This window comes from Methanobrevibacter sp. V74 (assembly GCF_963082495.1).
In the GTDB taxonomy this organism is placed as follows: domain Archaea; phylum Methanobacteriota; class Methanobacteria; order Methanobacteriales; family Methanobacteriaceae; genus Methanocatella.
In genome coordinates this window covers 170499-191435 of the sequence record NZ_CAUJAN010000003.1, presented here as the reverse complement: position 1 = coordinate 191435, position 20937 = coordinate 170499, and the positions used below count along the sequence as shown (strand labels likewise).

The window sequence follows — 20937 nt, the reverse complement described above, 5'->3', positions numbered from 1 at the left end:
AGTTAAAATATATTAAATACAATCATACAAATATTAATTTATGAGTTTTGAAGATAATCATAATCATTTCTGTATTTACTGTGGAGCTAGATTAGTTCCAAATCAACATTTTTGTTCCCAATGCGGTAAAAAAGTTTATCAATACTATAAACCCCATGCTGTTAAAGCTCTTTCTAAATACAAATCCAGAATTGATGAAATTGAAAATGATTATAATTCAAAACAATCTAAAGCCAGCGAATTAGTTGAAAAATTATTTGATCCTACACATATGTCTTATTCTAAATTCACATCTTCCATTACCAAATCTAATCAACTTTTTACAAATCAAGTAATCATTGCCCATAGAATGATGGAATTGGATGAAAACAGTTTTGTTGATGGTGAAATTGAAAATAAAATAAAAACATTAAATGCTTTTGTTGATAAAATGGAAGATTTAATAAATGAACTTGTAATTCAATTAAGTTCCAATAAAAAAGATAATGAGGATATAAATAATTTATTTAATGAAATGGATGATTTAATTGATTCTGTAAAGGATTATTAAATCATATTTTCGTACAATTTTTTCATTTTTAAAGCATCAAGGTCTCTTTCAGGGGTTTCACAAATAATATTTGCTCTCCAACCATTATCAATTAAATTAGAAAGTAAATCTTCGATATTCGGACCATATTCATCACTTTCAGCTAATGTGTGATGTTTCACTTCCCCTCCATGACCATATTCAATTGTTGTGAAGTGGCAATGCAATATGTCAATATCCAAGTTGTCTTCAATTGTTGAGAAAATGCAATTGTAATCTTCTTTTTTATTTAAAAATCCACGACCACGTGCATGAACATGTGCAAAATCAATTGTTGGTTCAAAATTGTCAAATGTTGCACATAATTCAACCACTTCTGAAACATTTCCAAGCTGTGTACGCTTGCCTGTAGTTTCGGGAGCGAATGTAAATTCTTTAATGCCTTCGCTTTCAAGTTCTTCGAATAATCTATTAACAGTATTTTTGGATATTTCCATAGCTTTTTGAGGTTTTCTATTCAAATAAGCTCCTGGGTGAAATACTAAACGATATGCGCCCATCCATTCTCCCACACGGGCAGCTGCGATTAAATGCCCAATACTTTTTTCAAGTTTCGATTCTTCTTTTGCACATAAATTAATGTAATATGGTGCGTGCATGGAAACTAAAATATCATGTTTTTTAGATTCTTTTTTAAGAGTATTTGCAGAGTCTTCACCAATCCTAACGCCGTATGGTGATTGGTATTCATAAGAATCTAGGCCTTCTTCTTGAATGTAGCTTGGAGCTTTATATCCTGCTCCTTTATAATTTATAGGACTTCCCGCAGGTCCAAAAAGCACTTCATGTTTCATTTAAATCGATTAAAAAATAATAAAAAAGAGGAGAATTAGAAGATTCCCATAGTTTTGTTAGTTTTATCAATTGATTTTTCGTTATTGCTTTCAATTTCTAAAAGTGCACGAATTGCATCAATATTTTCAGGTATTACATCGGATTCTTGATGTACTGCTTGCATGTAGAACAATTCGTTATCCACTACATTAACAGATTCTCTCCAAACCGGAATTTCATATAAATCGTTTCTATTTCTTCCGAATTCTTTAGCGTATTCCATTAACTCAGCGGTTGAGCCTAAACCTTCTTCAGCAGATACAACTATTACTCTAGAACGTTTTTCTAATGCTTCAACAACATCTTCAGTTTCAACATCATTGTTAATTTCAACCATAATGTTGTGCTGGTGCATTAAAGTAGTTGGCACGAGTAATGCCATAGTTGTTACATCAATACCTTTCATGACGGTTTTTACATCAGGGCCGTGGTGTGAAGGCACTTTCGGTGGATTTGGAACAATTGAATTGATAGGTCCTTTTTTGATTTCAGAAGGATCCGATCCTCTTCTCACCATTACTGCTCTTACTTTTTTGATATCTGCAATAGGATCAATTGTAGATAATGTACGAGTTAATCCTGTGGTGTTACATGAAACTACTCGGGTGTAATCTGCACCATAGGAATCATCATAATTAGAAATAGCATTAAATGAAAGGCCTGTTAGCTCATGGTCTTCTCCACCTTGATAAATCGCTTTAACACCTGCTTTTTTATACATTTCAAGGTTTTGCGGTCCAATACTTCCAGGGGTACAATCAACAACTACATCTGCTTCTTGAATCATATCTTCAACGGTACCGGCTATTTCAATTCCAGCATCTTTAAACAATTGTTCTCTTTCTGGAATTCCGATGTATAGTGGATATCCTTTTTCTTCAACAGCAGTTCTTGCTTCATAGTTTGGTCTAGTTTTACTTACACCAATTACTTTCATGTCGTCTTGAGCAGCTACAGCATCAGCCACTCTTTTACCGATGGTTCCATAACCATTAATTGCAACAGTTTTCATTTTCATCCCTTTTTCTTTTATAATATTAAATTTATTATATGGGTTATATTTTGTTATTTGACTTATTTAAAATTTGATATTTGACTTAATAGGATTAATTATTAAAGTTCAACAAATGATAGGAATTTGGTGTGTAGGTTATGTGGGGGTTATCTAAATTTAAAACTATTGTTAAATGTCGGAATTTTAAAAATTTTATTAATGGTCTGATAAGTTGGAGTGATTACTCACTCATCCTCCAGAACTGTCCGTATCTGTTTTCAAACAAGTCGGCTCAAGTATATTAGTTATCTGAAGCAGATAATATATGAATCTATCAATATAAACACTTCAAACAGCTTTGAACTTTATTTTCTAAATATGGTCCCAATACTCACGATTATACGGAGCAGTTACATACTTCAATGGTAATTTAGCAAAACCAGCTCATCCTAAGTAACTGAGAACCAGTTTCCGGATTAGTAAACAAATAATTAGGGACAATTCTAGACTTATCAGGTTTATCCTCTGTCAGATGCGACCTGAGTTTAGGTTCTCCCATTGCACCGACACGTCTAACATAAGACTCTCAAAAAAAGAAAATGAGTCCATATGACAAAATTTAAAAGATAATTGTTTGTCGCACAAAAAGAAAAAGTAAGTAGAGATTATTCTACTTTGAAACCTGCCTCTTCAACAGCATCGCTAATTTCTGAATCACTCACATCATCAGACATTGTAATTGTGGTAATGCCGGAATCTAAATCTGCTTTAGCATCTTCAATTCCATCAACATCTTTTAAAGATAATTCAACAGCATTTACACATGATGGGCAGTGCATGCCCACTACTTTAATTTCTTTTTCACTCATATGAAATTCACCTTATTATTTATAGTTAACATTTAAGTATTTGATTTATTTAAATGTTTAGTTGTGCCTAATTTTTTAACTTTATAATCTTTATATGATAATTCATAGTTGGTTAATGTAGATGAATAAATAATTACAATAACCGAACCAATGTTGTGAATTAATGCTCCTTCAATCGGATTTAACCATCCTAAAATAGCCAGTGCCATTGCAATAATGTTCAATGTTAGAGCAAAACCGATACTTAGATTAATGGTTTTTATTGTTTTGCGAGCAATTCCAATTAAATGGGGGATATCATCAATATTGTCATTAATCAGTGCAATATTTGCAGTTTCAATACTAACATCACTTCCGATTTTCCCCATGGCTATTCCAACATTTGCTTTTTTAAGTGATGGCGCATCATTAACTCCATCTCCAATCATAGCAACTTTATTTCCTTTTAATTGTTCCTGTTTAATATATTCTGTTTTGTCTTCAGGTAAACAGTTCACTTTTACATTTCTGAGTTTAACTTGATTTGCAATCTCTTTTGCAGTTGTTTCATTATCTCCTGTAAGTAATGTTGTTCTGACTTTCAATCTTTTAAGCTTTTTAATTGTTTGTTTTGAAGTTTCGCGAAGTGTATCTGCAAGAAGTACTTTTCCAATAATTTCTCTATCTTTGGCTACAAATATTTCTATTTCGCTGTTTTCTGGCTCTTTGTCATATTTTAATGGAATATTTTCGCTACTGAGAAGTTTTCTATTTCCTGCAGTTATTTTTGAGTTGTTGATTGTTCCGGTGACTCCCATTCCAATATGCATTTTAAAGTCATTAACTTCTGCTGATCCAGAACTATTGTACTGTTTAACAATAGCTCTTGCTAGTGGATGTTCTGATTTTGATTCAAGGGAAGTCAAAAGATACATCATTTCATTGGGATTATCGGATATGATATCTATAACTTCAGGAGTGCCATGTGTTAAAGTTCCGGTTTTGTCAAATATTAACTCATCTACACAGGATAATTCTTCTATTGATTGACCATCTTTTACTAAAATGCCGTATTTTGTTAAATTTCCAATAGAAGCCATAATGGCAGTCGGTGTTGCAAGAACTAATGCACATGGACAGAATACTACTAATATTGTCACTGATCTGATTATTTCAAATGTGGATAAATAAGTCAAGATCGCTGCTGAAAAAGCTATTACAACAATCATCGTTGCCCATTTGTCTGCTTGTCTTACGATTTTTGAATTCTCGGGAGAGGATGATTCAACTAATTTAATTAATTTTTGAAGTGAACTATCTTCACTTACTTTAGTGGTTTTCATTGTAAATGATCCATAAAGGTTGATACATCCACTGTAAACTTCATCATTTGCTTTTTTATCAACAGGCAATGATTCTCCTGTTAATGTTGATTGATCGATTGATGTTTCACCACTTATGATGATTCCATCAGTTGGGATACTTTCTCCTGGAAGCACTTTAAGAATATCTCCAATTTCTACTTCTTTTACATCAATTTTTTCTTCAATTCCATTTCTAATTCTTGTTGCAACTTGAGGAGTCATTTTTACAAGTTTTTTAATTCTTCCTTGTGCTTTTGATACTGTATACTCTTCTAAAAATTCTCCAATAGTCATAATTGTCGCAATTTCTCCTGCTGCAAATATTTCACCAATTATTATTGATGCAATAATGGCTATATTCACAAGCAAATCTGCTTTTATGTCAAATTCAGCGATTAATCCTTCAATGCAGTCTTTAAATAGGGGTATTCCACATAATATAACTGCAATCCATGAAATATAATCGAGAGATAGTATGAAACTTGCAATTACACTAATTGTGGATATTATTATGATTAATATCTCTTTTTTTTATCTTCTGTAAGGTTCATATTAAACAGCTCCATTAGTATAGGTATACCCCGTAGGGTATATATTTATTTTAAAAAAAATTAAATTCGGGAGTAGTATTCTAAAATTGAAGAAATATCTCCAATGGCTTCATCTGAATCTTTATCTTCAATAGCTTGTTTAACACAATTTTCAAGGTGTCCTTCAACAATGATGTATCCTACTTTATGTAATGCTGATTTTGATGCATTTATTTGCATTAAAATTTGTTCACATGGAATATCTTCTTCAATCATACGATCAATAGCATTTAACTGGCCAATGATTTTTTTAATTCTTCTATGTAAATTGTCAATATCCATACATTGTTTCAAAATATCACATCCTATACTTATTGGGGTATAAGATTTTTTTAGTATATAAATATTTTGTTCGCCTAAAGTTTGCATTATGATTTTTCCATTTTCTTTAATTTTAATGTTCTTAATTTGATTTATGGATGAAATGATTAATAGAAATAGTATAAAATTAAATTTAGAGGATATTCGTCTTTGGAAAAAATTATTTAAAAAAATTAAAAAGGAGGAAAATTTCAGCTTAAGCCTGATTTTCCATTTCCTCAAATTTAGCCGGGAAATATGTATCTACTACATATTCAAGACCATATTTTGAGAAAGATTGCTGTTCTGCTTTTTTACCAATTTTAAGCATCTTTTTGATTTCTGTTTGCCAGAAGTCACCTTTATACCTTGGGTCTTTAGCAAGCTCTTTGAGTCTCATAACATCAACATCTTTGAGTTTATCGGTTGGTAAGTCATAATTGATAATATCAGATGCAGTTACTCCAATGAATTTAGCATCAGGAGTTGCGAGGTCATGATTAACGTGAGCTAATTTTGCACTTCCAGAAATAATAACCTGTGCAATGTGGAATCCCCAAGGGTCTCCGTCGTTACAGATATATACAGGTAAACCTAACTCAGTATTTACTCTTTTAATAAATCTTCTTGTAGCACGGGCAGCTTGTCCTTTAAGCCCTACAATCAATGTATTAAATCTTTTATGAGCATTTTCTTGCACTAATCTGTGAAACATTCCCATGGTTTCCACGGCCAATACTTTATCTACATTACAATCTAAGAATTCTACTTGGTCAATTGTCGGTGATATTGTATAGCCGGATTTTCCAACATTTGCGGCATTAAGCTCTACTTCATCAAAGAGAGTTATGTCTCCATAAACAGATGCACCGTCTTCTTCTGGCATTAAACCTAAATCTTCACGGGTAGTACCGAGAGTTACTTCTAAGTCTTCTCCTACAATGTTGGATTCCTGTTGTGTTTTAAAACTTATTCCCCAACCTTCGGAAACATAATACATCTCCCTGATTGTTGCGGTTTTTTCTCTTGCTACTAAATCTTTACAGAAATTAGCTACATAAACCATTTGTCCTAATTTTCTGATTTGTTTTACATTACCAAGTGATCTTCTACCGTATCTGTCACCTAATACGTAATATCTTTTAGCATCATCATAAACAATATTTCCAGTACCTCTGGATGGAACTCTGAGATTAGGGACTTTATTCTTCTCAATTTCTTCAATAATTTCCTGACCTAACCCTTTTAATTTGTTATAGGTGTATTCTTTTCTTTTTTCCCTATGGGATTTTCCTTTTTCTTCAACTTCAGTCATTTAAATCACCTAATCTTCAAAACCATCTTCAACATCATCTTCTTGGAAGCCATCTAATGTGGATTCTCCTTCACTAACTACATGGCCTCTTTCATCAAGCTCTTCCATGATGATTGCATCAAGTTCTTCTTCTTCATCTTCTTCTTCAACTTTTTCACCAAACAACTCTGCAAGAGCTCTTTTGGTTACTTTTGCAAGTACTTCGTGGTATTCAGGCACTCCAGTTTCACCAAGTTTTGCGGCTTCTTCAATAATAACTGGCACGTATTCTTCAAATACTTTTGAACGTTTTTCTTTTTCTTTAGCGGCTCTTTTAGCTCTTAAGTGTTTTTGTAATTTACGAGCTAATTTCATAGTTGCCTGTCGGATTTCGTGAACGATTTCAGGTTCAGGTGATACGCTTTGTTTACCTGTTGAAAGGTAAGGTACTTGAGTTGAAATAATATTGACAAATAAGGTTAATGGAGTGTTATCCATATCTTTTAAACCGTAACGTTTCCAATCAATACTTTTAAGAGCTTCTGTAATGGCACAGCTTCCTGCATCAAAGGTTAATGGAACTCTGTTAGCGAATCTCATAATTTCAGATTTTCTTTTTTCATTAACCACTCTTCCAGCATCTCCACCATAAGCCAAACCCGCTTCAATAATAAATGAAACACCGCCTGCATATGTGACTGGTTTTCGGGTTATGGTTGTTACAAATTCAGGTTTAAGAATTTGCTTCATACCTTTTTCAATCTGTTCAGATCCGATTGGTATAAGTCCGTCTGTTGGAGGAGCCATGAATTTCATTTTCTTAAAGCAGTGAACAATGGCTTCTGCCTCTTGGAATGTCATTGCTTTCGGACGTTTGTTCATGTCAATTCTAGTTATCTCAGCAATTTCATCTACTCTTTTATTGGACATTCTTGACATTGAAGAAGTTAGCATGCTTTTATATCTTCTACTGTCTGTATTTTGAGCCATTTCCACTAAATCATCAGCACTTACGCCTTTAGGGTGAGGTAATACTTCTTTTGGTTGCACCGGCACAACATCCGCTGCTCTTTTAAAGATGTATTTGTGTCCAGAAGGATCTCTGAATGTGATTTTCGCATGAGGGTTACCAATCATGGTTCTTCGGATATATTCAAAAGCACCTTGTTCTGCAAGTGAGTATGAAACATCTTTAAATTGTAATTCGATACATACTCCAGTTGATTCTGCAGGGAAATCTTCTCTTTCCATTAAAATTCCACGGTTGTTTTTAACATCCATTTGGAATTTCATTTTCACTCCTTTAATTTCATCTCCATCTTTGTAACATGAAATTACATGAGCAGGTTTACCTGTTGTCATTTGGGATAAGAGTACACAACCACTACAACCTAAACCTTGCTGTCCTCTAGATTGTATGTTTCTGAATTTGGATCCTGCAAACATCATACAATACACTTGCATTACATAGTCTTCAGGAATTCCGGGTCCATTATCTTTATGTCTCAAAACATAATGTTCCTTATCAATGCGTTTTAATTCGATGTCAATATCGGGCAATATTTCAGATTCTTCACATGCATCAAAACTGTTTGTAATCAATTCGTGGAATACAATGGTTAATGAACGGATTTTACCAGTAAATCCCAGCATCTGTTTGTTTTTTCTAAAGAATTCAGATGGAGTCAATCTTTGAAAGTCTTCTTCCCAATCTAATCCTAATTGTTGTTGAGCCAAAATTTTTCCTCCTTATAAATTACATGTTTAAAGTTATTAGCTTACTATATTTAAATAAAGTGAGAGAGCATTTGAAAAGTAATATTTATTCATTGCCCTATCTAGATTGCTTAAATTTCTGGTAAAATAATAATTTAAAAACATGTGGAAAATATAGTATTTGTACTATGTTATCTATATATGTCGGTTAAAGTATATAAAATCTTTTAAGTATTGAAATAATTTTTATATAGATATGTTATTAAAATTGATGTGATGTTGTAATATTTATTTGATAAGAAACAATTAGCTTCTAATTTTTGTTAAATTATAAAAATGAGTTAGGAGAATAAAACTCCTAAAAATCTTTTTCATCAAAGTCAATGTTGTCTTTAAATTCAATTTTGTCATCTTCAATTCCAACAAGATCTTTGAACTCTTTCATTTTTAATGTTTCTTTTTTGTGCTCTAAAAATCCATAAACGGTTTTATGTCTAGAACCATTCAAAATCATTTCAACAGCTTCTTTTGCAACCATGATATTGTCCATTTCTCCAATAAGTGAAACGGTTTTACCCTGAATTGCCATATCGACCTCGGTCATTTCCATGATTATTTCACGTGTTTTTCCATCTTTTCCAATAATTCTACCTTTATGTCTTGCAAGGGCTTTTTTAGATTTGCCAATATACAATGGCAGACTAAGTACTTCTAAATATACCTCATCGCTAACAAGTTTAAGCGCCACTTCTGGATTAAATCCACGTCCTACTGCTTTAACGATATGGTTTGCATTCCAAACTCCTAATGGATCTTCTATATCCTCTTTTGGCGTAATATGAACTGTGCCTTCATCACTATCAATATCTAGGATGGTTCCAGTTGCTTTTTCAATGGATTTTTTAATATTGCCATTGCTTCCTATTAATGCCCCTATTCTGTTTTGTGGTATTTTTAAATAATCAGTTTCTGGCATATTTTTCACCTTTTTTAATTAGAATTAGTAATATTTATTGCATTTTAAATGTTTAAATCTTTTGTTAAAATAGTGTTCTCACCATATCTATTATGCTTTTTTCTATTTTTATAGTTAATTAATGCAAGAACTGTTATTGATTTTATGCTTTTTCATGATGCATCATTATTTGGAGTAATAGAAATTACAGCTTCTCACTTAAAGTCAATACTAACTGGATAGTGGACATATATTTATGGAAAAATTCAATAGTATAATTGAAAGACATTTGGAGCTTAATATTTCGTAGTAAAATATTTGCAATATTATATTAAATGCTTTTGAAAGTAATTTAAAAATTATTTTAAATCAAGAATAGACTCTTTCAAAAACTTGTGTGATAACTAATTTTTTCGATTAATCTATTCATTTAAATTTTTCAAAATAACTGATTATAGTTACTAACCAAACTTTTATTATAGATGACTGACAAATTATAAAATATGTCTGGAAAATCTAAAATTGATGTTTTTAATAAAATGACTAAAACCGCATTAGATGAGGAAATCAGCAATTATGTGGCTTATCATAGGTATTATCAAAGATTGATTGCTGTTAAAATTGTTAGTGAAGGCAATACAATAACTGATGCTGCGAATATTCTAGGAAAATCCTATCAAACAGTTCACAGATGGATTAAAACATGTGAATCTGAAGGATTGGAAGGTTTAAAACCTTCTTTTGGTGGTGGAAGGCCATCAAAATTAACTTATGATCAACTAATTGAATTAGACAAAATCATTGAAAAAACACCAAATATGTCAATGAAAGATGTACATCTTCTTGTTAATGAAAAATTTAATGTAGATTACAGTTTAAAACAAATAGGAAAAATTGTAAAGAAATTAGGATACAATTACAGCAAAGCATATCCTAAATTTTCAAAATCCCCTGAAGATGCTGAAGAACAGTTAAAAAAAACTTAGAAGAACATAACGTAACAACAAACGATATTATAGTCTTATTTGATGAAGCATCATTCCAAAATGAACCCTACACTCAAAAATCACTATATAAAAAAGGAACCAAACACACACAAACTGTAAATCCATACAAATTCAAAATCAACGCCATTGGATCACTAACAATAAATGGAAATTCGACCATCACAATCACAAATTCATCAACAGCACCAGAAATTACAATAGCACTTCTAGAATTAAGAATAGCAAATACAAACAACAAAAATACAGTAAAAATATTAAATAAAATAATATTCGATGTTAATCTAACTGATGAAGATATAGATAAAATATTAATGAAAAACAACAAAGATAATGAAGTTTTCGCAGAAAAAATTTTAAAAACATTAGAAAAATATAAGGACAATACCACCTCAACAATCGCTAGAATCATTGAAAAACACTGCAATAGAGAATCACTCAACAATGTGAAAAAAAGAAGAGAAATAAGACGAAAAATAACTTTAAATCTGTTACAAAAAGAAGACATAATAACAAAAATGCAAACCGAACAAAGAATATGTTTAATTCTAGATAATTATAGCGTCCACAAGTCTGCATTCATCAAAAAAATATGGAGACAAATAAAAAGAAAAATAAAACATTATTATCTTGAATCAAAAGAATTTCTGCGAGATTTAACAATAGAAACGTATAATGAATCGATTTCTGAAACAAAAGTTCATGACAAATGGCTCGAAACATTTATACCAAAAATTTGGTAATTAACTATAATTATCTTTAAATTATAAAAATAACTCCAAATATTAAGAAAAAGTTTTTAATAAAAAACTTGCAAATATTTAAATCAAACAAGTTTTTGAAAGTGCCCAAGAATAAAATCAAATTATAAATCATTAAATTCCCTCAAAATGAAATTTAACTCTAAAAAAAGAAAAATAAGAAAAAATTAAAAATCAGTACCAAATCGGACACTCCCGAGAGAGCAGTTGAAAAGTATTTTTCATTCTAAGTAAAACATCTTTCAGTAAGGGTTAACATATTCCCAAACTTCCTCAAAACTAGTTTCAACACCAATCTTCTTATATTCTCTTACAAGTGTTTTAATGTCTCTTTCAAGTAATTCTTTTGAAATTGGGTTATCTAACACTACTGATTGTGAAACATCAATGATTACAGGTTTTTCATCTAAATTTAAGATATTATAATTTGATAAATCACCATGTACTAGTTTTGCATCATTTACAAATCGTTTTAATTCAACAAGTAAAATATTCCAAAATTCGTCTGGATTTTGTGGGGGTTGGTTTTTAACAGGTTGGGCGGGATTGCCTTTTTTATCTCCAATAAATTCAATTAATAAAACATTATTTGCACAGGTTATTGGTTTTGGAACATTAACTCCTGCATTATATAATCTTGTTAAGTTTTTAAACTCTTTTGTAACCCAAGAATAGATGATTTTTCTTTTATTTTTAGTTTTGACATTAAATCTCGGATCGCATTTAAGATAATAATCCATTTTTTTAAAATCAGAGGTTGCAATTCTATAAATTTTAACTGCAACAAATTTTTCATCATCAGTTATGCCCGTAAGCACATTAGCTTCTTTACCCGTACTTATAGCACCATTTAAAATATCAATATGGCCTTGATTAGCTAATTTGTATAGTGTTTCTAATGTAATTTTATCAAAAATTTCATTTCCGGTTTTTCTCTCAGAATTATCCTTTCTTCTTTTTTCGGAATGAATTTTTTCATGTTTTGCATCTGCTTTAGCTATTTTTGAATCCATTAAAATCAAAAAAATAGGTGAAAAGACTACATTTTTAAGTAGCCTTTTCTTTCAAGCCAGTTGGACTCGGTTTTTGTGTATCTCCAGATAACATCTGCTTTTTCATCAGATTGGAAATCCCACGGTTTAACTAGAATAACATCTCCTTCACGAATCCAAATACGTTTCTTCATTTTTCCAGGAATTCTGGTCATTCTAATATTTCCATCAGAACAACGGACTTTTAATTTTCCGTGTCCCATGATTTGCTCAACTATTCCAGGTATTTCACCTTTTTTAGGAGTTCTTACTCTTCTATATTCTTGTTGTTGGTTATTATTCGGTTTTGACAAATACTCTCCTCCAATATTATAATAATGTACTTCTATCGATAAGATTAAGTTATTTATATTTATATTAATATACTATATATTAATTTATTGGATTTTACTATTTTAGTGGTTATTATGGGAACGGAATTTTTAAAAATTAAAGAATGTGATGAAGCTATTGACATTATTCAAAAATTATTTGATGAGAATTTAAAAGCAGAAAGTGAGGAAGTCTCTGTTGATGAAACTTATGGCAGGATATTATTTGAAGACGTTTATTCTAAAATGGATTTCCCTCCATTTGACAAAGCTTTGAAGGATGGTTTTGCAATCATTTCCAGTGACAGTTTTGGCGCATCTGAAGAATCACCAAATACTTTGGAAGTTATTGACTTTTTAGAAGCTGGGGCGACAACTGATAAGAAAGTCGAAAAAGGCAAATGTATTGAAATCAGCACTGGTGCTGCAATGCCTGAAGGTGCCGATGCAGTTGTTATGGTAGAATATGCGGAAAAAATGGATGGTAAAGTTAATTTATTGACCACTGCGACTCCTAGCCAAGAGGTTGCTAAAAAAGGATCTGATATTGGGGAATCTAAATTAATCCTTGAGAAAGGGGATTTCTTAAATCCGGGCAAAATCGGAGTTTTACTTTCACAAGGATTTGAAACAATTGAAGTTTATAAAAAACCTAGTGTGGGCATACTTTCATCTGGAAACGAAATTACTCTTCAAGGAGAGAGACTGGAATATGGTAAAATTTATGATGTAAATGGCGGAATGATTAAAAACGATGCAATTTCCTGCGGTTCCGATGCACATTTTTTAGGAGTTATGAGGGACAACTATGATGAAGTAAAAGAAAAGATAGTGGAGTCTCTAAAAGAAGTTGATATTTTGTTCTGTTCTGGAGGAACTTCTGCTGGTTTAGGTGATGTTTTAAAACATGTGCTTGATGAATTAGGTGAAGTTTACATTCATGGAATATCTGTTCAACCGGGAAAACCAACTATTGTAGGGGTTATTGACGGCAAAATTGTTATGGGGCTACCGGGCAATCCAGTTTCAGCATTGATGATCTTTAATGCATTTGTAGCTGAACCTTTAACAAAATTGGCTGGAATTGATAAGGACTTTGAATTAAATGTTGTTAAAGGTAAAATCACTAAAAGAATCCACTCACAAGTTGGAAGGATGCAATACCAATTAGTTAAAGTCGATGGAGATAATATACAACCAATATTTAAAGATTCGGGTGCAATATTTTCATTGTCCACAGCTGATGGGTATGTGAAAATTCCAAAACTGGTTGAACTTGTTGATGAAGGAGAAGAAGTAGAAGTTTATTTATTTAAATAACACTACAAAGTCGAAGTTAGTTAAAATTTAAATATCTTAACCACCTAAAATATAATATAGGTGAAACCATCATGACATATAAAATAACCGAAGATATTTACTACACTAACTTCATAAATTCTAAAGACTTCAGCAAGTCAAGTAAAGCAAACTATTACAAAACATTACGGAAATTTACACAGGCATTAAACACCACATTAGAAGATATAGTGAACAACTGTAAAAATCAACAATCAATAGTAACTGAAAAAATCATCAGTCACGGAACCGATGAAGAAGGGAATCAAATAATAGAAAAAAGAATAACCAAATTCGACATAAACAGTCCAAATTCCTTAATAAAAAAATACTTCGATGGCTACATTGATTTCTGCAGAAATAGAGGAAACACTACTAACACTATTGTTGCAGATTTGGATCATATCAAAACTTTTCTAAAATATTACTCAGTACAATATCCAAAAACAAATATGAAAAGAACTCCTTCAAAATGGAATTTGCTAGAAAAGGAAGATATTAAATTTGTAATGGAGGATTCATTCATTGTACATAAAACATTAATCAGCACATTAAAAGATAGCGGATTAAGATTAACAGACGCATTACAACTTGATATAGGTATGTTTATGCAAGGAACAATAGATTATCATAACTTTGTTGATGTGGATGAATTTATTGACAATGCACCTGAAGATATGATATGCATCCTGGAACTAACTCCACATAAAACAAAAAGATTTAATGTATCCTGTATAACCGGTATTGGACCTGAAACATGTAATTTAATCATTCAAAACTTACGTAAAATAAAAAATGAATACCTGCCATATATCAATAAGAAAAAAGGATTGGATTTAAAAATGTCTAAATCTGATTCATTATTTGGGAATAAAAGGAAATATTTCAAAGGCCCTATGCAAGTCCAATCTGTAGCTGATGTATTTACTAGGAAGAATAGGAAATTGAGAAAATGGCGTATTGCTAAAATTGATGAAGTTATTAAGAATGGTGAAATCTCCTCTGAAGATAGAGAAAAAGAAATAGAAAAAATCCCAAAATTCCATGCTCATGCTTTACGGAAATTTTTCCAAACAACAATTGCTAGAAACTGTGGAAATTTGCGGATATGTACTTTGATGGAAGGTCATACTTCACCTTTAAAAACTGATGATAGTTATATAAAGCTTGATGTTGCGGAAATAAAAGAAGCATATTTATCCGCAATTGAAGATTTAAGTCTTGAAAATACTGAAGTCAAAGTTTACACAAGTGAAATCCGTAAAGAAATGGAGGAAAAGATCACTACTTTAGAAAAAGAAGTTAAAGAAAAAGAAGCTCAAGCAGAGAACATGGAAGAAAGACTATCAAAAATTGAAAGTTTATTTAATGATGTTGACAAATTAAGTGATGATGATATCTTTAATTTATTTGCAAGAAAAAAATGAAAATTTTAATCAAAAAAATAACTAAAATTATGTCTTTGAAATATTCCCTATAGTGAATGTTCGTTTGTCTTCTTCAAGTTCTAATTCTAGTTTAATATCATCTGCAGGGAAATCAATATTTTTCATCAATTCTTTTGATGAATTTTCATCATTTGAAAATATTTTTTTAAGGAATTCTTGATGCTTTTTGGATTTTCCTTTTTTAATACTTACAATATATTCCGCATATCCTTCATCAGGTTCATAATCATCAAAAATTTTAAGAGAATCTTTAGGTAACTGATAAGATAAATAACGTATCTTTCTAACATGACCTTCTTCGCTAAATTTATCTAGCATTTCTTTAGGAATAAATGATTCAATTTTAAATTTAAAATGAATACATCCAATTTCAGTTAAAAAGTGATTTAACCATTTTTCAAAAATGACCTTGATTCCAGAAGCACTTTTTGTTTCCAAGATTAGTAATGCATCTTTCCTATTTTCAAATAATTGAAAATAGAAGTAATATGGCGTTAATACACTATCATTTAAAGTAATTTTCTTTTCAGTTAATTCATTCGTTGTTGCATCCACCACATTATGTTCTGTTCCAAAAGGACCATAATTTAATTGCCCGTAATAAACCTTATTTTCAGGGAGCATATTGAAATCAATATTCAAAAATTTATTTTTATAACTGAAGTAATGAACTTTATTGAGAAAATGGTCAAGAATACTAATGTATTATATTCTCCCTCATGATCATGTCCAAAAACTGTGTGTTCATTTAAATTATCTAATAAGTTAATATTTAATTGTATTGATATGATTATTAACAGTTTAGAAAATTTATTATTTATTTAAAGTTGATTGATTCTATTTTTTTTTGTTTATGAGTGTCCACCAAAAGTAATTTTTTTTTGATGCAAATTTTTCTTTGTTTTTGAATTGAAGTATTTTTAATCAGTTTCAAAAATTAATTTTAGATTTTTGGCGGACACCATATATTAATAGGTCATTTGAAAAGTACTATAATTTTATATATGTCTGAAAACATAAAAACTAACTAAATAAACATATAAACTAATATGATGATTTCTAATTTAATAATTATAAACTATAATCCAGATTAATATGAAAAATATGTGATGATCAAAATGGCTGCTAAAGTTGATGCAAATCCTATAATGATTAAGTGGGCAAGAGAGAATGCAGGATTTACATTAGATGAATTGCCAGATTATTTAAAAGATGCTGAAAAGTGGGAATCTGGTCAGGATAAACCTACATGGGCAGATTTAAGAAATATGGCGAGGAAATACAAAAGACCTTCTTTCTTTTATTTTCTTTCACAACCTCCGAAAGAAGATGAAGATTTAATTGAATTTAGATCAGATGCAAAAATTGAAGAATATAGTCCTGCATTAAGATTAGAGATAAGAAAAGCAAAATCTAGGCGTGATGCATATATTAAAATCCATGAGGATATGAATATGGAGATTCCAAATTTCAGCCAATATGTTTCTAATGAACAAAATTACATTAAATTAGGTCAGTATATTAGAAATTTATTAAATGTAAGTTTTGAAACTCAAAAAAAATGGATTTTTAATAGTAATGGGAATAGAGATAGTACTCATAATAGTTTTTTGAACCATTGGAAAGAAATATTTTTTAATATGGGAATTTTAGTCTTTGAAACTAAAGATATTCCTGAATCAGAAATTAGTGGTTGCTCTTTATATTATCATACTTGTCCAATAATTTTATTAAATGGTAAAAATTATCATAATCGGAGGATTTTTACATTAATGCATGAATTGGCTCATCTAATCAGAGGGGAAAGTGCTATTTGTGATGTTGATAAGTATAATATGAAGGAAATATTTTGCAATAAAGTAGCTGCGGAAATACTAATTCCTAAAGAAACATTAAAAAGTTTAGAATTATTTACTAAAAACAAGCACGTTTTAAAAGTTGCTAATCTTTCTAATTTTTATGGTGTTAGTAAACAAAGCATTGTTTATAAGTTATATGATAGTGAACTAATTAATAATGAATTAAAAAATGATTGGATTAATCAACTTGAAATAGATAATCAACAAAAAAGAAAAAATGATTTAGAGAAAAAAAAGAAAAACAAACCTCATATTCCGATACCTATACTAAAAAGAAAACAAGATGGCACTCCGTTCACTAAATTAATTTTAAATGCATATGAAAATAATGTTATTACTGCAACTCAAGCAATGAGGTATTTGGATACTTCATTAGATAATATTAATAAACTTGATTTGGATATTCATGGGTGATTTTCAATGGTGTATGTTATTGATACTAACTATTTAATTATTGCTCATGACCATTATTTTCCAGAAGTTTTTGATAGTTTTTGGGATAAAATTGATGAGTTAATTGAAGAGGGAGTTCTTGTTTCAATTAATGAAGTTAAAGAAGAATTAAAGGCTAAAAGAATTAGGGAACATTGGTTGGATATTGATTCAAGAGCTAATGGAATATTTTTCAAAGAATTAATTAATGGAGAACATGAATGTATTCAATTAATTGAAAAACTATCAATTTATAAAGAAGAATTTGGCAATGGTAGAACCCTTGAAAATGAATGGGGGAATTATGCAAGTACTGTTGCAGATCCATGGTTAATTGCATATGGGTGGAAACATGATGCAATTGTAATTACAAATGAATCTGTAGATAAAGATCATAATATTCCTCATGTTTGTGATGAATTAGGGGTAAAACATGTTACTTTAAAAGAATTTTTTGTAGAAAATAATATTCGGTTATAATCCATATTTTTTGTACACTTTTCTAATTTTATACAGTTTTTGTTGTGTGATTGTTTATAGAAATTTTGAAAAATACATGGTTTACTTTCAAATTTTTAATTAAAAAAACTAAACAATGTTTAAAATAAATAAATAAAAACCTTTAAATATTTAATTAGACTAATAATAAAACAACACCTACATATTTTGGATTAATGATCCATATATGAAAAAAATAGGATAGGGAGTAATATATAAAATATTATAAATATCTGAAAAAACAAAAAAGTATATTGTAACATTCGTGTTGTGAAGTGTGGTCGTTGGAGTGACCGCTCCTCGCACACTTACAAACACAGGTTACTAAAAAAACAGAACACCTACGAGGATGAAATGATTTTCGTAACCATTTATTATTTATGGTCAAAATACTATTTAAACTTAATTAAAATAGTCGCTAACGGAAAGCGAAGTTTACAATCCATAGCTGGGGCTATAAACAAATATCACTACTTTTTACAAAAAAATATAAAAAAGAACTATTCTTTTTTACATACTTTTATGAATTAGAATCAGAATTACATGAAAGATTTAATGATAAAAGGGTTAATAAAATTAACATGAGAAAAGAATTCTTCCGTATTAGTATTGATGATGTTAAACAGATTGTTGAAGAGAATAAAGGTCAAGTTCATAGTTTTATTGAGCATCCTGATGCTGAAGAATACTTTGATACTTTGAAAATCGAGAAAAGGAATAGTTAAGTTTTTTAACTATTCTTTTTATTTTATTACGTTGTACAGTTTGCTATCTTTTACTATTTTTTGTTAAACACTAGATTTTAAAACACCGGTGTTTTATTTTTTTGACTGTACAAATTAATATATTTGTATTGAACTGGTTAAACATTGTTTAATTTAATCAAATAATAAAGTTTATATATTCAAAATTAAATAATCTATTATTAACTCAAAATAAATGGGATTTAAAATGTCATTCGAAAATAAAATAAAAGAATTCTCAAAAGAAATAAACACAAAATTAGAACATATAGATAGTGAAGAAACCACAAAACTAGCATTAATAATACCATTTTTAAAATTAATGGGTTATGATACTGCTAATCCTGCTGAAGTAAGAGCAGAATACACCGCAGATGTTGGAACAAAACAAGGAGAAAAAGTAGACATTGCAATAATAGAAGATAACAATCCAGTAATATTTATTGAATGTAAACAAGTCAACAATCCGCTAACTGCAGATTATATTTCGCAATTATATCGATACTTCAGTATAACAGATATTCAAATCGGAATATTAACTAATGGATTAGAATATAAATTTTTCACTACTGGAGATGATAATAACAGAATGGCCGATAAACCATTTTTAGATATTGATTTGTTAAATTTAACAAAAAATGATATTAAAGAACTGGAAAAATTTATTAAAAGTGAATTTAATATTGATGATGTTGTTAATCGAGCAGATGATTTGAAATATCGTAATTTAATTAAAAAAACTTTAATACAAGAATTAGAAAATCCTTCAGAGGATTTTGTTAAAGTTATTGGTAAGCAAGTTTATGAGGGAATTTTAACCCCTGCTATTAAAGAGAAATTCACTTCATTAATTATATCTGTTAATACTGAAATACTTAATGAAAAAGTTGAAAAAAGATTAGTTGATGCAGTAACAAATAATGATAAACTTGAAGAATCCACTCAATCTACTTTAGAAGAAATTGAGGAAACTGTTGAAGATAAACCTAAAATTATCACAACTGATAAAGAATTAGAAGGTTTTTACATTATTAGATCAATTGCAACTGAAATAACTGATTGTGATAGGATAGCAATTAGGGATAGACAGTCTTATTGTAATATCTTATTTGATGATAATCAATATTACCCAATTGCTAGATTCCATTTCAATAATCTTAATAATTTAAGAATTGAATTATTTGATAAAATTGAAACTTATGATTATGGAACTAAAAAAGGAGATAAGATAGATATAATTAAGATATCAGATGTTTATAATTATAAAGAAAGAATTTTAAACATTATAAAGAAATACATTAAGATTAAAGATGAAAATTAACAATAATCTTTCATTCTTATTTTTTTTGAATAAAAGAATATAAATAATTTGAAAAACAAAGTTAATGATTGTAACAATAACGTAGGGGGTCTTAGGAACGGCAATTCCTCACCCCTACATCGGTTACTAAAAACAGAATACCTTGGACGGATATAATGAATTCTGTAACCAATAATAATTTATGGTCAAAATACTATTTAAGTTTTTGTTTATCTTTTAAACAAGATATGATAAATTTTAAAATAGTCGCTAACGGAAAGCGGAGTTTAAATTACTTAGCTATGCTTTTAAACTTTTTTTATAAATATTTTAAAAAAAACATATTGCATATCTTGATTTTAATTTGGTTATTTTATTCTTGTTTTTTAGCAATGACTTTTATTTCTCCATCTTCAATATCTACTTGCCAATTCATAGTATCGCCTGGTTTCACATTTAAAACTTTAACAATTTCTTTAGGCAATCCTACTTTTAATGATTTTGTTTCGGGATTAGCATAATTAATTTTACTAGTATAATTGAACATTATCATAATACTTCCTTTGTGGTTAGTTATATAAATATCTACACCTTTTTATATAAATAGGTTGCTTTTTAAATATATACCTAAATAGATACTTTTATATAGTATGAAATCAAAGTATAGTATAGGAAGAAAATTTTCATGAACGGCAATTCTGAAAATT

At 29.7% G+C, this 20937-nt stretch carries 22 protein-coding genes; 9 read left to right on the top strand and 13 right to left on the bottom strand.

The genetic code is table 11. The features are described from left to right. Positions 1–40 precede the first annotated feature (40 nt). On the top strand, positions 41–550 hold the full coding sequence (locus tag Q9969_RS05905; protein WP_305514585.1) for a zinc ribbon domain-containing protein: 510 nt from the start codon (positions 41–43) through the stop codon (positions 548–550). On the opposite strand, the gene Q9969_RS05900 is transcribed toward Q9969_RS05905, so the two are convergent. From Q9969_RS05900 to Q9969_RS05865, 8 genes are all read right to left on the bottom strand, one after another. Next, complete coding sequence (locus Q9969_RS05900) at positions 547–1383, bottom strand: TIM barrel protein (RefSeq protein WP_305555450.1); 837 nt, start codon at positions 1381–1383, stop codon at positions 547–549. The two genes, Q9969_RS05905 and Q9969_RS05900, sit on opposite strands and share 4 nt — an antisense overlap. Positions 1384–1418: 35 nt before the next feature. Continuing rightward, on the bottom strand, positions 1419–2435 hold the full coding sequence (locus Q9969_RS05895; protein WP_305555448.1) for a phosphorylating glyceraldehyde-3-phosphate dehydrogenase: 1017 nt from the start codon (positions 2433–2435) through the stop codon (positions 1419–1421). A gap of 647 nt (positions 2436–3082) precedes the next feature. Further along, complete coding sequence (locus tag Q9969_RS05890; protein ID WP_305514591.1) at positions 3083–3286, bottom strand: heavy metal-associated domain-containing protein; 204 nt, start codon at positions 3284–3286, stop codon at positions 3083–3085. A gap of 32 nt (positions 3287–3318) precedes the next feature. After that, positions 3319–4992 carry a cation-translocating P-type ATPase gene (locus Q9969_RS05885; RefSeq protein ID WP_305555445.1) on the bottom strand — a complete coding sequence of 558 codons (1674 nt, stop codon included), beginning with the start codon at positions 4990–4992 and terminating at the stop codon, positions 3319–3321. Positions 4993–5240: 248 nt separating this feature from the next. Further along, positions 5241–5513, bottom strand: coding sequence for a metal-sensing transcriptional repressor (locus Q9969_RS05880; RefSeq protein ID WP_305514595.1), 273 nt, complete (start codon positions 5511–5513; stop codon positions 5241–5243). A 223-nt stretch (positions 5514–5736) separates the two neighbouring features. Then, positions 5737–6834 (bottom strand): DNA topoisomerase IV subunit A, encoded by a 1098-nt coding sequence (locus Q9969_RS05875; RefSeq protein WP_305514597.1) that lies wholly within the window; start codon positions 6832–6834, stop codon positions 5737–5739. 9 nt (positions 6835–6843) lie between these two features. Further along, positions 6844–8550 (bottom strand): DNA topoisomerase VI subunit B, encoded by a 1707-nt coding sequence (gene top6B, locus Q9969_RS05870; protein WP_305555442.1) that lies wholly within the window; start codon positions 8548–8550, stop codon positions 6844–6846. 337 nt (positions 8551–8887) lie between these two features. Next, positions 8888–9505, bottom strand: a complete 618-nt coding sequence (locus Q9969_RS05865) for a KH domain-containing protein (RefSeq protein WP_305514599.1) — start codon at positions 9503–9505, stop codon at positions 8888–8890. A gap of 482 nt (positions 9506–9987) precedes the next feature. Here Q9969_RS05865 and Q9969_RS05860 point away from each other — a divergent pair, with 482 nt between their 5' ends. Then, the gene (locus tag Q9969_RS05860; RefSeq protein ID WP_305555439.1) at positions 9988–10470 is read left to right on the top strand and encodes a helix-turn-helix domain-containing protein; all 483 of its coding nucleotides are present in this window, start codon (positions 9988–9990) and stop codon (positions 10468–10470) included. 73 nt (positions 10471–10543) lie between these two features. Here the strand turns inward: Q9969_RS05860 and Q9969_RS05855 are convergent, their stop codons facing one another. Then, positions 10544–10729 carry a hypothetical protein gene (locus Q9969_RS05855; RefSeq protein WP_305555436.1) on the bottom strand — a complete coding sequence of 62 codons (186 nt, stop codon included), beginning with the start codon at positions 10727–10729 and terminating at the stop codon, positions 10544–10546. A gap of 73 nt (positions 10730–10802) precedes the next feature. Between Q9969_RS05855 and Q9969_RS05850 the strand changes: the two genes are divergently transcribed. Then, complete coding sequence (locus tag Q9969_RS05850; RefSeq protein WP_305555433.1) at positions 10803–11231, top strand: hypothetical protein; 429 nt, start codon at positions 10803–10805, stop codon at positions 11229–11231. A 260-nt stretch (positions 11232–11491) separates the two neighbouring features. On the opposite strand, the gene Q9969_RS05845 is transcribed toward Q9969_RS05850, so the two are convergent. Further along, complete coding sequence (locus Q9969_RS05845) at positions 11492–12262, bottom strand: serine protein kinase RIO (RefSeq protein ID WP_305514448.1); 771 nt, start codon at positions 12260–12262, stop codon at positions 11492–11494. Between the two features lie 26 nt (positions 12263–12288). Further along, the gene (gene eif1A, locus Q9969_RS05840; RefSeq protein WP_305514446.1) at positions 12289–12594 is read right to left on the bottom strand and encodes a translation initiation factor eIF-1A; all 306 of its coding nucleotides are present in this window, start codon (positions 12592–12594) and stop codon (positions 12289–12291) included. 114 nt (positions 12595–12708) lie between these two features. On the opposite strand from eif1A, the gene glp reads away from it, so the two are divergent. Both glp and Q9969_RS05830 read left to right on the top strand, forming a co-directional pair. Further along, positions 12709–13932, top strand: coding sequence for a gephyrin-like molybdotransferase Glp (glp, locus tag Q9969_RS05835; RefSeq protein ID WP_305555430.1), 1224 nt, complete (start codon positions 12709–12711; stop codon positions 13930–13932). Positions 13933–14003: 71 nt separating this feature from the next. After that, a complete protein-coding gene (locus tag Q9969_RS05830) occupies positions 14004–15377 on the top strand; it encodes a hypothetical protein (RefSeq protein WP_305555427.1) in 1374 nt (457 codons plus the stop codon). A gap of 27 nt (positions 15378–15404) precedes the next feature. On the opposite strand, the gene Q9969_RS05825 is transcribed toward Q9969_RS05830, so the two are convergent. Continuing rightward, positions 15405–16022: a hypothetical protein gene (locus Q9969_RS05825; protein WP_305555424.1), complete on the bottom strand. Its 618-nt coding sequence runs from the start codon at positions 16020–16022 to the stop codon at positions 15405–15407. Between the two features lie 494 nt (positions 16023–16516). Between Q9969_RS05825 and Q9969_RS05820 the strand changes: the two genes are divergently transcribed. The 4 genes from Q9969_RS05820 (at position 16517) to Q9969_RS05805 (ending at position 20251) form a co-directional block, all read left to right on the top strand. Further along, a complete protein-coding gene (locus Q9969_RS05820) occupies positions 16517–17671 on the top strand; it encodes an ImmA/IrrE family metallo-endopeptidase (protein ID WP_305555421.1) in 1155 nt (384 codons plus the stop codon). Between the two features lie 6 nt (positions 17672–17677). Next, positions 17678–18169 (top strand): DUF4411 family protein, encoded by a 492-nt coding sequence (locus tag Q9969_RS05815; protein WP_305555419.1) that lies wholly within the window; start codon positions 17678–17680, stop codon positions 18167–18169. Between the two features lie 458 nt (positions 18170–18627). Further along, positions 18628–18912, top strand: a complete 285-nt coding sequence (locus Q9969_RS05810) for a GIY-YIG nuclease family protein (protein WP_342766062.1) — start codon at positions 18628–18630, stop codon at positions 18910–18912. A gap of 226 nt (positions 18913–19138) precedes the next feature. Continuing rightward, the gene (locus tag Q9969_RS05805; RefSeq protein WP_305555416.1) at positions 19139–20251 is read left to right on the top strand and encodes a type I restriction endonuclease; all 1113 of its coding nucleotides are present in this window, start codon (positions 19139–19141) and stop codon (positions 20249–20251) included. 352 nt (positions 20252–20603) lie between these two features. Here the strand turns inward: Q9969_RS05805 and Q9969_RS05800 are convergent, their stop codons facing one another. After that, the gene (locus Q9969_RS05800; RefSeq protein WP_305555413.1) at positions 20604–20783 is read right to left on the bottom strand and encodes an AbrB/MazE/SpoVT family DNA-binding domain-containing protein; all 180 of its coding nucleotides are present in this window, start codon (positions 20781–20783) and stop codon (positions 20604–20606) included. Positions 20784–20937 lie beyond the last annotated feature (154 nt).

Bases quoted from the DNA above. Each gene is read 5' to 3' on its own strand.
- Q9969_RS05905 (WP_305514585.1), top strand. From the start codon at position 41: ATGAGTTTTGAAGATAATCATAATCATTTCTGTATTTACTGTGGAGCT.
- Q9969_RS05900 (WP_305555450.1), bottom strand. From the start codon at position 1,383: ATGAAACATGAAGTGCTTTTTGGACCTGCGGGAAGTCCTATAAATTAT.
- Q9969_RS05895 (WP_305555448.1), bottom strand. From the start codon at position 2,435: ATGAAAACTGTTGCAATTAATGGTTATGGAACCATCGGTAAAAGAGTG.
- Q9969_RS05890 (WP_305514591.1), bottom strand. From the start codon at position 3,286: ATGAGTGAAAAAGAAATTAAAGTAGTGGGCATGCACTGCCCATCATGT.
- Q9969_RS05875 (WP_305514597.1), bottom strand. From the start codon at position 6,834: ATGACTGAAGTTGAAGAAAAAGGAAAATCCCATAGGGAAAAAAGAAAA.
- Q9969_RS05865 (WP_305514599.1), bottom strand. From the start codon at position 9,505: ATGCCAGAAACTGATTATTTAAAAATACCACAAAACAGAATAGGGGCA.
- Q9969_RS05860 (WP_305555439.1), top strand. From the start codon at position 9,988: ATGTCTGGAAAATCTAAAATTGATGTTTTTAATAAAATGACTAAAACC.
- Q9969_RS05850 (WP_305555433.1), top strand. From the start codon at position 10,803: ATGAAAAACAACAAAGATAATGAAGTTTTCGCAGAAAAAATTTTAAAA.
- Q9969_RS05845 (WP_305514448.1), bottom strand. From the start codon at position 12,262: ATGGATTCAAAAATAGCTAAAGCAGATGCAAAACATGAAAAAATTCAT.
- glp (WP_305555430.1), top strand. From the start codon at position 12,709: ATGGGAACGGAATTTTTAAAAATTAAAGAATGTGATGAAGCTATTGAC.
- Q9969_RS05830 (WP_305555427.1), top strand. From the start codon at position 14,004: ATGACATATAAAATAACCGAAGATATTTACTACACTAACTTCATAAAT.
- Q9969_RS05825 (WP_305555424.1), bottom strand. From the start codon at position 16,022: ATGCTCCCTGAAAATAAGGTTTATTACGGGCAATTAAATTATGGTCCT.
- Q9969_RS05820 (WP_305555421.1), top strand. From the start codon at position 16,517: ATGGCTGCTAAAGTTGATGCAAATCCTATAATGATTAAGTGGGCAAGA.
- Q9969_RS05815 (WP_305555419.1), top strand. From the start codon at position 17,678: ATGGTGTATGTTATTGATACTAACTATTTAATTATTGCTCATGACCAT.
- Q9969_RS05805 (WP_305555416.1), top strand. From the start codon at position 19,139: ATGTCATTCGAAAATAAAATAAAAGAATTCTCAAAAGAAATAAACACA.
- Q9969_RS05800 (WP_305555413.1), bottom strand. From the start codon at position 20,783: ATGATAATGTTCAATTATACTAGTAAAATTAATTATGCTAATCCCGAA.